The organism is Micromonospora sp. NPDC007230 (assembly GCF_042869115.1).
Lineage (GTDB): Bacteria > Actinomycetota > Actinomycetes > Mycobacteriales > Micromonosporaceae > Micromonospora.
Genome location: NZ_JBIAFE010000001.1, coordinates 63,664 through 76,767 on the forward strand (window position 1 = coordinate 63,664; position 13,104 = coordinate 76,767).

General features: G+C 71.5%; 10 protein-coding genes and 1 pseudogene. 4 read left to right on the forward strand and 7 right to left on the reverse strand.

What is annotated here, in order from left to right:
• Positions 1 to 124 precede the first annotated feature (124 nt).
• From ACFYML_RS00330 to ACFYML_RS00350, 5 genes are all read right to left on the reverse strand, one after another.
• Positions 125 to 1,141: an ABC transporter ATP-binding protein gene (locus ACFYML_RS00330; RefSeq protein ID WP_387418586.1), complete on the reverse strand. Its 1,017-nt coding sequence runs from the start codon at positions 1,139 to 1,141 to the stop codon at positions 125 to 127.
• Entirely contained in the window at positions 1,134 to 2,162 is a 1,029-nt protein-coding gene (locus ACFYML_RS00335) for an ABC transporter ATP-binding protein (RefSeq protein ID WP_073834959.1), read from the reverse strand. The genes ACFYML_RS00330 and ACFYML_RS00335 overlap by 8 nt, the downstream gene beginning before the upstream one ends.
• Positions 2,163 to 2,186: 24 nt before the next feature.
• Positions 2,187 to 3,167 (reverse strand): ABC transporter permease, encoded by a 981-nt coding sequence (locus ACFYML_RS00340; RefSeq protein ID WP_387274704.1) that lies wholly within the window; start codon positions 3,165 to 3,167, stop codon positions 2,187 to 2,189.
• A complete protein-coding gene (locus ACFYML_RS00345; protein WP_357437986.1) occupies positions 3,160 to 4,086 on the reverse strand; it encodes an ABC transporter permease in 927 nt (308 codons plus the stop codon). The genes ACFYML_RS00340 and ACFYML_RS00345 overlap by 8 nt, the downstream gene beginning before the upstream one ends.
• A gap of 147 nt (positions 4,087 to 4,233) precedes the next feature.
• Positions 4,234 to 5,874: an ABC transporter substrate-binding protein gene (locus tag ACFYML_RS00350; RefSeq protein ID WP_387418587.1), complete on the reverse strand. Its 1,641-nt coding sequence runs from the start codon at positions 5,872 to 5,874 to the stop codon at positions 4,234 to 4,236.
• Positions 5,875 to 6,304: 430 nt separating this feature from the next.
• On the opposite strand from ACFYML_RS00350, the gene ACFYML_RS00355 reads away from it, so the two are divergent.
• Positions 6,305 to 7,039 carry a PIG-L deacetylase family protein gene (locus ACFYML_RS00355; protein WP_387418588.1) on the forward strand — a complete coding sequence of 245 codons (735 nt, stop codon included), beginning with the start codon at positions 6,305 to 6,307 and terminating at the stop codon, positions 7,037 to 7,039.
• A 79-nt stretch (positions 7,040 to 7,118) separates the two neighbouring features.
• Here ACFYML_RS00355 and ACFYML_RS00360 read toward each other — a convergent pair whose 3' ends face one another.
• Both ACFYML_RS00360 and ACFYML_RS00365 read right to left on the reverse strand, forming a co-directional pair.
• The gene (locus ACFYML_RS00360; protein WP_073834844.1) at positions 7,119 to 7,799 is read right to left on the reverse strand and encodes a response regulator transcription factor; all 681 of its coding nucleotides are present in this window, start codon (positions 7,797 to 7,799) and stop codon (positions 7,119 to 7,121) included.
• Positions 7,800 to 7,801: 2 nt separating this feature from the next.
• A complete protein-coding gene (locus ACFYML_RS00365) occupies positions 7,802 to 9,055 on the reverse strand; it encodes a PspC domain-containing protein (RefSeq protein ID WP_387419003.1) in 1,254 nt (417 codons plus the stop codon).
• A gap of 168 nt (positions 9,056 to 9,223) precedes the next feature.
• Here ACFYML_RS00365 and ACFYML_RS00370 point away from each other — a divergent pair, with 168 nt between their 5' ends.
• From ACFYML_RS00370 to ACFYML_RS00380, 3 genes and pseudogenes are all read left to right on the forward strand, one after another.
• Positions 9,224 to 11,050 carry a PspC domain-containing protein gene (locus ACFYML_RS00370; RefSeq protein WP_387418589.1) on the forward strand — a complete coding sequence of 609 codons (1,827 nt, stop codon included), beginning with the start codon at positions 9,224 to 9,226 and terminating at the stop codon, positions 11,048 to 11,050.
• Positions 11,047 to 11,230: pseudogene (locus tag ACFYML_RS00375) on the forward strand (hypothetical protein); the annotation flags it as partial. The gene ACFYML_RS00370 and the pseudogene ACFYML_RS00375, both read left to right, overlap by 4 nt.
• Positions 11,231 to 11,819: 589 nt before the next feature.
• Positions 11,820 to 13,067: a phosphatidylserine decarboxylase gene (locus ACFYML_RS00380; protein ID WP_387418590.1), complete on the forward strand. Its 1,248-nt coding sequence runs from the start codon at positions 11,820 to 11,822 to the stop codon at positions 13,065 to 13,067.
• Positions 13,068 to 13,104 lie beyond the last annotated feature (37 nt).

Here is a 13,104-nt window from a genome sequence, read left to right on the forward strand (position 1 = left end):
TTCGGTCCGGAGCGCCGCCTGGCGGCGCGGAGGCCGAATTATGGTCGCCAGCCGAGCTGGAGTCGCCGGACATGACGAACCGCCTGCCGGCGTCGAGCTGACGCCGGCAGGCGGTCCGGATCGATCAGGCCACCTCGTGGGCGGGCACGATCTCCCGCCGCTCGGCGAAGTGGCAGGCGCTCGGGTGGTCCGAGCCCGGGCGGATCTGGAGCAGCGGCACCTCCTGGGCGCAGAGGTCCTGCGCCTTCCAGCACCGGGTGCGGAACCGGCAGCCCGAGGGCGGGCTGATCGGCGAGGGGACGTCACCGGTGAGCCGGATGATCGCCTTGTTGTCCCGCAGGGTCGGGTCCGGCACCGGCACCGCCGACAGCAGCGCCTGGGTGTACGGGTGGGTCGGCCGCTCGTAGATCTCGTCCTCGGTGCCGATCTCCACCATCTTGCCCAGGTACATCACCGCGACCCGGTCGGAGAGGTGACGCACGACCGACAGGTCGTGGGCGATGAAGACGTACGACAGACCGAACTCGGCCTGGAGCTTCTCCAGCAGGTTCATCACCTGCGCCTGGATCGACACGTCCAGGGCCGACACCGGCTCGTCGCAGACGATGACCTCGGGCCGCAGGGCGAGCGCCCGGGCGATGCCGATGCGCTGCCGCTGGCCGCCGGAGAACTGGTGCGGGTACCGGTTGATGTGCTCCGGGTTCAGGCCGACCAGGTCGAGCAGCTCCTTGACCTTGTTCCGGCGGCTGCCGCGCGGGGCCACCTCGGGGTGGATCTCGAACGGCTCGCCGATCAGGTCGCCGACCGTCATCCGCGGGTTCAGCGAGGTGTACGGGTCCTGCATCACCAGCTGGATCTGCCGGCGCAGCCGCCGCAGCGCGCCACCGGACAGCTTGGAGATGTCCTGCCCCTTGTAGAGCACCTGGCCGCTGGTCGGCCGCTCCAGGTTCATCAGGACCCGGGCGAGCGTCGACTTGCCGCAGCCGGACTCGCCCACCACGCCGAGCGTCTCGCCGGCCTTCAGGTCGAAGGAGACGCCGTCGACCGCCTTGACGTGACCGATGGTCTTCTTGAACACGACGCCCCGGGTCACGGGGTAGTGCTTGACCAGGTCACGGACCTCGATGATGTTCTCAGTCACGGTTCACGAGCTCCTCGGCGAAGTGGCAGGCGCTGGCCCGGCCGCTGCCGATCTGCAGCAGCGGGGGCAACTTCTCCCGGCACACCGGCTGCGCCATGGGGCAGCGCGGGTTGAACGGGCAGCCCGACGGGATGTTCATCAAGTTCGGCGGGAGGCCCTTGATGGTGCGGAGCTCCTGCCCCTTCTCGTCCAGCCGGGGGATCGAGTTGAGCAGGCCGAGGGTGTACGGGTGCGCCGGCTTGGCGTACAGGTCGTACACGTTGGCTTCCTCGACGATCCGGCCGGCGTACATCACCGCGATCCGGTCCGCGACGTCGGCGACCACGCCGAGGTCGTGGGTGATCAGGATCATGCCCATCTGCCGCTCCCGCTGGAGCTCGCCGAGCAGGTCCATGATCTGGGCCTGCACGGTCACGTCCAGGGCGGTGGTCGGCTCGTCGGCGATCAGCACCTCCGGGTCCAGCGCCAGCGACATCGCGATCATGGCGCGCTGCCGCATGCCGCCGGAGAACTGGTGCGGGTAGTTGCTGAACCGGCCCTTGGCGTTCGGGATCTTCACCTGGTCGAGCATCTCGATCGCGCGCTTCTTGGCGTCCGAGCGGCTCATGCCACGCCGGACGCGGAACTGCTCGGCGATCTGGAACCCGACGGTGAAAACCGGGTTGAGGGCGGAGAGCGAGTCCTGGAAGATCATCGCAATGCCCTCGCCGCGGATGCGGCGCCGCTGCTCGGCGGACATCTTGAGCATGTCCTTGCCGTGGAAGCGGACCTGGCCACCGGTGACGAAGCCGGGCGGAGTGTCGAGGATGCCCATGATGGTCTGCGCGGTGACGCTCTTGCCGGAGCCGGACTCGCCGAGCACGGCGAGGGTCTCCCCCGCGTCGACGTGGTACGTCACCCCGTTGATGACCTTGGCGACGCCGTCCCGCGTGCGGAACTCGACCCGCAGGTCGTCAACCTCGAGCAGGCGGCCCGAGGGGCGGCCGGATCCGTCGGCGCCCGGCGCGGACTGCTCGGACACGAGAATGTCGGACAACTGAATCCCCTATCGGAGCTTCGGGTCGAGGGCCTCGCGGACCGCCTCGCCGAGCATGACGAAGCTCAGCACGGCGGTGACGAGGAACGCGGCGGGGAAGAACAGCAGGTAGGGCGAGACCCGGAGGTAGTTCTGCGCCTCGCTGATCATGATGCCCCAGGACACGACGGGCGTCTTCAGGCCGATGCCCAGGAAGGACAGGGTGGCCTCGGCGCCGATGAAAGAGCCGACCATGATCGTCCCGTACACCAGCAGCGGGGCGAGGCAGTTCGGCAGCAGGTGCTTGAGGATGATCCGGCCGGTACCGGCGCCCAGCGCCCGGGCCGCGACGATGTAGTCGGCCTCCTTGGTGGCCAGCACCGAGGAGCGCATCAGCCGCATCACGACCGGCCAGCTCAACACGGTCAGCGACATGATGACCAGACCCATGATCGTCCACTCGTTGTTGTCCGAGCCCGAGCCGTTGAAGGTGGTCAGGATGACGATCGAGCCGAGCACGAACGGCAGGCCGAAGAAGATGTCCGCGATCCGGGAGAGCAACGCGTCCACCCAGCCGCCGCGATAGCCGGCGATGATGCCCATGGTGCCGCCGATCAGCAGCGTGCCGATCACGGAGAGCAGCGCCACCATGATCGAGGCGCGGGCGCCGTAGATGGTCCGGGCGAAGACGTCCCGGCCCTGCACGTCGTAGCCGAACCAGGCGTCGGCCGAGGGCTTCACCTGGCTGCGGGACAGCGCGCCGTTCACCGCGTCGCCGGAGGTGAACAGCGACGGGAAGGCCGCCATCAGCACGAAGATCACGATGAGCGTGGCGGAGATCCAGAACAGCGGCTTGCGGCGCAGGTCGATCCAGGCGTCACCGAGCAGACCGCGCGGCTTCTGCTGCTTCTGCGCGCTCTCCGGGAGCCCGGCGTTGGCCGGGGCGCTGGCCTCGGACGGCTGCTCGGGGCGGGGGGTGCTGACAAGCGATGCGGCGCTCGGGTCACTCATAGCGAATCCTCGGGTCCAGGGCGGCGTAGAGCAGGTCCACCAGCAGGTTCATCACCAGATACACGACGACCAGCACCACCACGATGCCGACAACGGTAGCGCTCTCCTTGGTGACGATGGCGCGCAGCACCTGACGGCCGATGCCGTTGATGCCGAAGATGCCCTCGGTGATGATGGCGCCACCCATCAGGGCGCCGAGGTCGGTGCCGAGCAGGGTGACGACCGGGATGAGCGAGTTGCGCAGCAGGTGCACGCCGACCACCCGGCGCATGGGCAGGCCCTTGGCGATGGCGGTACGGACGTAGTCGGCACGCCGGTTCTCGGCGATGCTGGTGCGCGCCACCCGGGCGACGTACGCCGTCGAGGCGCTGCCCAGGACGAAGCCTGGCAGGAGCAACTCGGTGATCCGCATCTCGCTGGAGACGGTGGGGTGGACGATGTGCCAGTTGACGCCCAGGAGCCACTGGAGCACGAAGCCGATGACGAAGACCGGCAGGGCGATCAGGAACAGGGTGGAGACCAGGACCAGGTTGTCCAGGAACCCGTTGCGCCGGAGACCGGTCAGCACGCCCGCGCCGAGGCCGATGACGGCCTCGATGGCCAGCGCCACCACCGCCAGCTTCAGGGTGTTGGGGTACGACGTCAGAATGATGTCGCTGATTTCCCGGCCACCGAAGGTGATGCCGAAGTCACCCTGGAACAGGTTCTTCATGTAGCTGGCGTACTGCAACCAGATCGAGTCGTCGAGGTGGTACTTCGCGGTCATGACCGCTCGGAAGTTCTCCGGGCAGCCCCGGTCGCCGCACTTGCCGGCGAACGGGTCGCCGGGTACCGACCAGACGAGCCAGTAGATCAGGAATGTCGTGCCGATGAACACCGGCACGAGTTGCAGTAGCCGTCTCAAGAGATAACGGCCCATGGGGTGGTCCTCCAGACAAGGGGCGCGTCGGATCGGCCGACACGGGCGGCGACAACGTGCGAGGGGTTTGTTGTACACCCCCTCGCGGAACGGCCCCGGGTCGGGCTCACCGGTAGGCGAGCCCGACCCGGGGTCAGACCGTTCGGATCAGAGCTCGACCGAGGTGATGTCGAGCTCGCCGACGTTGGTCAGCTCCATCTTCTTGATCTTCTCCGAGTGGCCGGACTGCTGGCCACCGAAGTAGATCGGCATGGACGGAACGTCCTGGTCGATGAGCTTGACGGCGTCAGCGAACTTCTTGTGCGACTCCTCGAGGCTGGGGGCCGCGGAGGCCTCCTTGGCGAGGGCGTTCACCTGGTCGTTGCTGTACAGACCGTCGTTCGAGGAGCCACCCTTCACGTAGAGCGGGTTGATCCAGTTCTCCACGTCCGGGTAGTCCTGCTGCCAACCGGCCCGGTAGGCGCCGTCCATCTTGTGGGCGTTGATGTTCGCCCGGAAGACCGCGAAGGTCGGCACACCGACGGCGACGGCGTCGATACCCAGGTTGGTCTTGACCTGCTGGGCGACGGCCTCCATCCACTCCTTGTGGCTGGCGTCGGCGTTGTAGTACATCTTCAGCTGCCCGGTGAAGCCACCGGCCTCGGTGAGGAGCTGCTTGGCCTGCGTCGGGTCGAACTTGCAGGCGGTGCAGTTGCCCGGCTCGGCGCCCGGGGTCAGCGGGTTGGCCCAGCTGTCGGCCGGCTTGCGGTTACCGAAGAAGATCTTGTCGGTGATCTCCTGCCGGTTGATCGACAGCGAGATCGCCTTGCGCAGCTTCGGGTTCTGGAAGCGCTTGTCGTAGATCGGGAAGGCGATGATGCCCGTCGACGGGGTGGTGGAAGCGATGGCCCGGTCGCCCAGGTCGGTCTTCCACTTGTCACCGGCCAGCGACGAGACCGGGACCTGCTGCTGGAAGTCCAGGTTACCCGAGACCAGGTCGGCGTACGCCGCCGTGTCGTCCTGATAGATCTTGACGGTGACGTCCTTGATCTTCATCTTGTCGCGCAGGCTGTAGTCGTCGAAGCGGGTGAGCTTGATCTCGACGTCGTCCTGCCACGAGACGAGGCTGACCGGGCCGTTACCGATCGGCTTCTTGCCGAACTCCTCGGGCTTCATGTTGAAGAAGGCGTCCGGGAGCGGCATGAAGGCGCTGTAGCCCAGCTTGGTCGGGAACACCGCGGTCGGCGCGGAGAGCGTGACCTCGAAGTTCCAGTCGTCGACGACCTTGAGGCCGGACATCTCCTTGACCGTCGGGGTCGGGGCCTTCTTCGGGCCGTCGCCGTCCGGGTCCTCCGGGTTCAGGTCGGAGAAGCCCTGGATGTCGGCGAAGAAGCTGGCGTTCTGCGCGCCGTTCGGGGCGTACGCCGCCCAGTTCCAGGCCTTGACGAAGCTCTCGGCCTTGACGGTGGTGCCGTCGTGGAACTTGGTGTTCTGCTTGATCTTGATCTTGAAGACCTTGGAGTCGCTCGTCTCGATCGACTCGGCAAGGGCGTTCTGCGGGGCCCCACCGTTGTTGGGGTACTCGACCAGACCGGTCCACATCCAGTCGATGATCTTGCCGCCGCCGGTCTCGGTGGTGTTCGCCGGAACCAGGGGGTTCTCCGGCTGGGTGCCGTCGATGACGATCGCGCCGTCCTTGCTGGCGCTGGCGTCGCCGCCGTTGTCGTTCCCGCTCGAGCAGCCGGACGCGACGAGCGCGAAAGCCGCGCCCACCGCGAGCGCGCCGCTCGCCCGCTTCGAGACTCTCATTCCGAGGGGCCTCCTCTTTCTAACCTGGTTCCGTCGTGGGTTTCACGCACGTCTTGGGGGGTGACACCAACCGCCGGCCCGAACCACAGACCGCCGGCTTACCGCAGAGGAAAATCGGGACACCCCAGGGGTACCGATCCGCCGGGCACCGCACCCCCGAGGACACCGTGCAGGGTCGACGGCCACATGCCACCACCAGAGGTGGCGTCACGTGGTCGGCGGGCCCGACGAGTTGCCTCACACCTGGGGGTGAGGTGCTGCAACTGTGACACCCACCGGCAGCTTCCGTGAAGGTGCCGTTATCAAGACGTTAGTTGGCCGCCACGTTGCCGATACTTGAGAAAAGATCATGAAATCGACGAACTGTACCGGTCTGAACAGGCAAAATCCGGCCACAACGGTCGAAGGGCGACGCGTAGTCTCGACGGCTGTGAGCCTTCCTGCCTCCGCTTCGGTACTTCCCGACGTACGCCGGGCGCTGGCAGTTTTTGCCCATCCGGATGATGTCGACTTCGGCTGTGCGGGCACCATCGCCGGCTGGGTGGATGAGGGTATCGAAGTGGCGTACCTCATCGTCACCCGGGGGGACTCCGGCGGCTTCGACGACACCCCGCGCGCGGAACTGCCCGCCCGACGTGAGGCGGAGCAGCGGGCGGCGGCCGCCGCGGTCGGCGTACACCGGGTCGACTTCCTCGACGGCCACCCCGACGGCGTCCTCTCCCCCAGCCCGGAGCTACGCCGCGACATCGCCGCCGGGATCCGCCGGTTCCGCCCGGACCGGGTGCTGACCAGCTCCCCGCTGCGCCGCTGGGAGCACCTCACCGGCCCGAGCCACCCCGACCACCTGGCCGTCGGCGAGGCCACCACCTGCGCCGTCTACCCCGACGCCCGCAACCGCTTCGCCTTTCCGGAGCTGATCGACGCGGGCCTGGAGCCGTGGGTCGTCCGGGAGATCTGGTACGCGGGCGGCCCGGCACCGGACCACGCCGTCGACGTCACCGACCGGGTGGACCGGAAGATCGCCGCGATGCGGGCGCACCGCTCGCAGACCGCGCACCTGGACGTGGCGGCCTGGGTGCACGACCTGCTCGGCATGATCGCCGGCGACGCCGGACTGCCCGCCGGCCGACTGGCCGAGGCGTTCACCGTGCTGCGCACCGAGTGATCTGAACCGGTCGCCGACAGCCCCGGACAGCGCGCGGCCCCGGCGCCACGAGGGCACCGGGGCCGGCCGGTCGGGGCGGTCAGACCAGGCGGCGGTCGGCCGCCCAGCGGGACAGCTCGTACCGGTTGGACATCTGCAGCTTGCGCAGCACGTTGGAGACGTGCGTCTCGACCGTCTTTATCGAGATGTACAGCTCCCGGGCGATCTCCTTGTAGGCGTACCCCCGGGCCAGCAGCCGGAGCACCTCGCGTTCGCGGTTGGTGAGCTGGTCCAGCTCGGGGTCGGCGACCGGCGCGTCCGGCCGGGCCGCGAACGCGTCCAGCACGAACCCGGCCAGCCGCGGGCTGAACACGGCGTCGCCGTCGGCCACCCGGCGGATCGCGTCGGTCAGCTCCTCCGGCGAGATGGTCTTCGTGACGTAGCCCCGGGCACCCGCCCGGATCAGCCCGATCACGTCCTCCGCCGCATCGGACACACTCAACGCCAGGAACCGCACCTGCGGGTGGGTACGCCGCATCGCGTCCAGCACCGCCCGGCCGCCACCGTCGGGCATGTGCACGTCGAGCAGCACCACGTCGGGCTGGGTGGCGGCGATCCGGCTGACCGCCTCGGCCACCGTGCTGGCTTCCCCCACCACCTCGACGCGAGCGCCGAGCTCGGCGCGTACGCCCGCCCGGAACATGGCGTGGTCGTCGACGAGGAACACCCGCAGCCGCCCGTCGCGGGGCTGCGCCTCCTCGACCGGTTCGTGCTCGGCCATGGTCATCTGTCCCTTTCCGTCGTGCCGCCCGAGCCGCTGATCGGCAGGATCAGCCGGACCTCGGTGCCTTCCCCGGGCGCGGAGCGGATCTCCGCCCGGCCCCCGTGCCGTTTCATCCGCCCGATGATCGAACCCCGGACGCCGTGCCGGTGATCCTCCACCGTATCCGGGTCGAAGCCCTTGCCCCGGTCCCGGACGAAGGCGCTGACCTGGTCCGGCTCCACCTCGGCGTAGAGCGACACCGTGCGTACCTCGGCGTGCCGGGCCGCGTTGACCAGCGCCTCCCGGGTGGCGGCGACCAGCGCGCCCACCCGCTCGTCGGTCTCCCGGTCGCCCACCACCACGACCTCGACGGTGATGGCGAAGGTGTCCTCCACCTCGGCGGCGGCCTGCTCCAGGGCGGCGGCGAAGCGCTCGGTCGGCGAGGCGGTCGGCTTGTAGAGCCAGTTCCGCAACGACCGCTCCTGGCCCCGGGCCAGCCGCTGCACGGTCTTGACGTCGCTGGCGTTGCGCTGGATGAGGGCCAGGGTGTGCAGCACCTGGTCGTGCACCATCGCGGCCAGCTCGGCCCGTTCCTGCTCCCGGATGCGCCCCTCCCGCTCGGAGCGGAGCTGGTTCCAGGTACGCCAGAGCACCGGGCCGGCCACCACGCCCACGCCGGCCAGCCCGACCAGCGCGAAGATCACGCCGTTGAGCACGGCGTCGAAGTTCTGCACCGGCGAGTAGACCGCCGCCACGCCGATGATGCCGACCGCGACGAGCACCCCGCCGCCGACGAAGCGGAGCACGAACGCCCGCCGGTCGCTCTCCTCCACCACCGCGCCCAGCCAGGGCACCGGCATCGACCCGCCCCCGTGCCGGCGGCGCTCCGGCGCGGACTGGTGCCAGATCACGCCGGCGCCCACCGCGATGATCGCGACCAGCCAGCCGGCGGTGCCGGCCGCGCCGACGGAGTGGAAGGCCATCATCTGGACCATCAGCACGCCGAGCCCGATCGCCACGAACGGCAGGAGCTGGGCGAGGTCGCGGCGGGGCGGGACGGCGGTGTCGCCGGGGCGCGGGGGCACCACCGCCCAGAAGGCGGCGTAGAGGAGCAGTCCGAGGCCGTTCAGCCCGAGCAGCACCATGAAGGCGATCCGGACGCGGAGCACGGAGACGCCGAGGTGTTCGGCGATGCCGGCGGCCACCCCCGCGGCCAACCGGTGCTCGGTGGCCCGGTAGAGCCGCGGTGGGGGCGGGGTCGTGGTGGTGCTGATCGGAGGCTCCCAGGTCGGGGACGGAGGCGGTGCCGGTCCGATCGTCACACGGCTGGACGGCCCCCGACCACGGGGACGCCCCCGACATTCGGGGGCCGAGGATCTCAGGGTGGGGTCAGGGTCGGGTCCGGAGGACGCTCGGGCGACCGGGGCAGCAGGATCGAAGGCATGACCGACGACCCTGCCCGTCCGCCCCGGCCCGGGGCGGCACCATTGGACGGGCCACCGCCACCCCCGCCGCCGGGGCCGGCGGCCACCCCCGCCGATGCCCCGACGCCGCCGCCGGCCGGATCCACCGGCCCGCCGCCGGGCGCGTCGACCGCGGGTTCCGCGCCGTTCGCCGACGCGCCACCCCCGGGGTACGCCCCACCGCCCGGCACCGCCGGCTTCACCTCCCGGTACGGGCTGGTCCGCCCTCGGGACGGCCGCTACCTGGCCGGCGTCTGCGCCGCCATCGGCCGGGCCACCAACACCGACCCGGTGCTGTGGCGGGTGCTGCTCGCCGTGCTGGGCTTCTTCGGCGGCATCGGCATCCTGGTCTACGTCACCGCGTGGCTGATCATCCCCGGCGAGGGAGACACCGCCTCGCCGGTCGAGTCGATGCTCGGCCGGGGCCGGTCGAGCATGTCCCCGATCACCGTGATCGTGCTCAGCATCGCGGTCGCGGTCGGCTTCGGCTACGTCGTCACCAACGCGTTCCGGGCGATCCTGCTCGGCGCGGTGATCCTCATCGGCGGTGCGCTGCTGCTCAACCGGGACCAGCGCAACCCGCTGGGCCGGCAGCCGGCCACCGCCGCGCCCGGCACGCCACCGGGTCCGCCGGCCTGGCCCGCGCCCGGCGCCACCCCGCCGGCCGGTACGCCCGCCCCGGCCTGGTCCGGCTCCGCCACCGCCGGCCCGGCCGCGGCGCCGACGACCGGCGCGCCCGGCTGGCCGGCGAGCGCCCCGGCGAACCCGGGTGGCTGGACGGCCACCACGGCGTCGCCGGCCTGGTCGGCGGCCGCGCCGGCCCGGACCGGTGACGAGCCGGTCGGTGGCACCCCGCCGGCTCCGGATGCCGGGCCCGCCCCGGCGGCCCCGGCCTGGTCCGACCCCGAGCGCACCGCCGCGCAGCCGGCCTGGCCGGCGACCGGGTACCCCTCGGCCCCGGGCTCGGGCGACCGGACCGCCGAGGCGTGGCGGGGCGACGAGACGCCGGCCTGGCCGGGCGCGCCGACGACGGGTGCTCCGCTCGGGCAGCCGGTCTCCGTGCCGGCGCCGGTGGGCGCGCCGCTGCCGCCGGGCGGCTACCGGCCGCCGTTCGCGCCGCACGGCCCGTACGCCCAGGCGTACCCGCCGGCGCCGCCGGCCCCCGCACAGCCGGCCCGGCCACCGAAGCGGCCGAAGGAGCGCTCCGCGCTCGGCGCGGTCACCTTCTCACTGATCTTCCTGGCGCTTGGCGTGGTGACCGTGCTCGACCTGCTCGACGTCTTCACCGTCGGTGCGGCCGGCTACTTCGCCGCAGCGCTGGCCACCATCGGGATCGGGCTGCTGGTGGGCACCTGGTTCGGGCGGGCCCGCTGGCTGATCGCGCTCGGCCTGGTGACCGCGGCGGCGCTCGGCTTCGCCACCGTCGCCGACTCCTACGACCGGGTCCGCGGCATCGACGGCAACGTCACCTGGGCCCCGCCCAGCTACCGCGACCTGGCGGACCGCTACGAGAACAACTTCGGCGACGCGGTGCTCGACCTGCGGGCGGTGGACTTCGACAAGAAGGACACCCAGGTCACCGTGGAGGTCAACTTCGGCAAGGCGACGGTGGTCGTACCGCCGAACGTGGACGTCACCACGGTGGCCGACGTGAACGCCGGTAACGCCACCGTCTTCGGTCGGCAGACCGGCGGAGTCAACGGCCGCCAGTGGGAGACCACCGACCTCGGGCCGGACGGCCGCGGCGGGGGCACCCTGCGCCTGCTCGTCCACGTGAACGCCGGAGATCTGGAGGTGACCCGGTGAAGGCCCACCGCACCGACGTCGTGTCGTTCGCCTTTGGGCTGGTCTTCCTCGGCCTCTCCGTCTGGTGGCTGCTCGCCCGGATCCTCGGGCTGACCCTGCCCCCGGTGGGCTGGTTCCTGGCGGGCGGGCTCCTCCTGATCGGGCTGCTCGGCCTGGTCGGCGCGCTGCGCTCCGGGCGGCACGCCGACAGCGAACCGGTCCACCAGCGACCCGGAGCGACGGCCGCCACGTCCTATGTGGAGACCGCCCCGACCGGCGGAGTGCCCACCGCCCCCGAGGCCGACGAGTGGGTCACCGATGCGGTGGCCGACTGGCCGGTCCAGGCGCGGGAGGATCGGCCCGCCGGCGGCGAGCCGCACTGGTCGCCCCCCACCCGCCCGGGCGACCCCGGCGACCTCGCCACCCGCGAGCTGCCCGCCGTCGAGGCGGCGGCCGAGGGAGGTCCCGGCGAGAGCGCGCCGGTGACCCGTGAACTGCCCGTGGTGGACGGTCCGGAGCAGCCAGGCGGGCGCGGTGCCGCGGCCGGTCCGGGCGCCGACGGGGCTACGGCCGACCGGTCGGAGCGGCCGCCGAGCTGACCACGACGGTGCAGGGCGGCGACGCTGCCGCCTATGCTGGCTGGTGGAGATCCCGCCTCCGCCGGCCGGCCCACCGCGTGGCGCCCCGGCCGCGGCCGGTGCCTCCGGTCGTCGGGGCCCGTCCCCGCCGGCCAGGTCACCGTGGTGGTCCCGCCGCCGTCCGTCGCTACCTCGTCAGGAGCCCGTCCGACATGACCCAGTCCCCCGCCGTGCGCACCCCCGGTCCGTTCGGTGCGGTCGGCATCGGCGAGCGTGCCGCCCGTACCCTCGTCAGCGAACTCGCCCGGCGCAACGACCCGAAGGCCGGCCTGCTGGTCGGCGCGACCCCGGAGTCCGCGGTGCTGGCGGCGGCGATCGAGGCGCTGCTCCCCGGCGACCGGCTCACCGTGGTGCCGGCGGATGACTTCTCCGCCGCCGCGCTCCGCGAGCACGTGACGGCCCAGGGCCGCTGGGTCGCCGACCGGGTACGGGTGGCCGACACCCTCGCCGAGGCGGACGCCGCCGAGGTGGTCATCGCCGCCGAACCGTTCACCGGCAGCGCCGACGAGACCCGGGTGGCCGTCGACGGGCTGTCGAAGTACCTGACCGAGGGCGGGGTGCTGAGCGTCGCCGCGCCGGTCTTCCGTACCGAGGGCGCCGGGGCCGAGCTGGACCGGCAGGGTGTGCTGCACGGCGTCCGGGTCGACCTGGTGCTGCGCAACTCCCCGCCGGTACGCGTGCACCACCTCCGCTTCACCCCGGCGACCGCCGCGCTGGCCGCCAAGCTGTCGCCCGCGTACCGGCCGTCGAGCGTGCCGCTGACCCGGACCATGCACATCGACTCCAACGGCGTGGCGGCGGCCGGCATCAGCCTCGGCCTGGCCGCGCTGGCCCGGGTGGCTCGGCCGAAGTCGAAGCTCTGGCTGCTGCCGGCGCTGGCCGCTGCCCCGGTGGCCGCGTTCTTCCGGGACCCGGAGCGGGACGTTCCGGAGGACCCGTCGGCCGTGGTCGCCGCGGCGGACGGCCAGGTGCTCTCGGTGCAGCGGCTGCACGACGAGCGCTTCGGTGACGGCGAGTGGCTGCGCGTCGCGGTCTTCCTGTCCGTGCTGGACGTGCACGTCAACCGGTCGCCGGTGGCCGGCAAGGTGATCGACTACTTCGTCGCGGACGGCGGGTTCGTCAACGCGATGAAGCCGGACGCCGAGCACAACGTGGCGGCCTACACGGTGCTGGACACCGAGCACGGCACCGTGGTGGTGGCGCAGCGTACCGGCCTGATCGCCCGGCGGATCGTGCAGCGGGCACCGGTCGGCGCGCTGCTGGCGAAGGGCGAGCGCTTCGGCCTGATCCGGTTCGGCTCGCGGACCGACGTCTACCTGCCGGCGGACGCGGCCGAGCCGCTGGTCGGCCCGGGCGACAAGGTGGTCGGCGGCGCCACCGTGATCGCCCGCTGGCTCTGATCCCGGATACGAAGAAAAGGGGCGCCGCTCGTCGCGG

Bases quoted from the DNA above. Each gene is read 5' to 3' on its own strand.
- ACFYML_RS00340 (WP_387274704.1), bottom strand. From the start codon at position 3,167: ATGAGTGACCCGAGCGCCGCATCGCTTGTCAGCACCCCCCGCCCCGAG.
- ACFYML_RS00345 (WP_357437986.1), bottom strand. From the start codon at position 4,086: ATGGGCCGTTATCTCTTGAGACGGCTACTGCAACTCGTGCCGGTGTTC.
- ACFYML_RS00350 (WP_387418587.1), bottom strand. From the start codon at position 5,874: ATGAGAGTCTCGAAGCGGGCGAGCGGCGCGCTCGCGGTGGGCGCGGCT.
- ACFYML_RS00360 (WP_073834844.1), bottom strand. From the start codon at position 7,799: ATGGCCGAGCACGAACCGGTCGAGGAGGCGCAGCCCCGCGACGGGCGG.
- ACFYML_RS00370 (WP_387418589.1), top strand. From the start codon at position 9,224: ATGACCGACGACCCTGCCCGTCCGCCCCGGCCCGGGGCGGCACCATTG.
- ACFYML_RS00380 (WP_387418590.1), top strand. From the start codon at position 11,820: ATGACCCAGTCCCCCGCCGTGCGCACCCCCGGTCCGTTCGGTGCGGTC.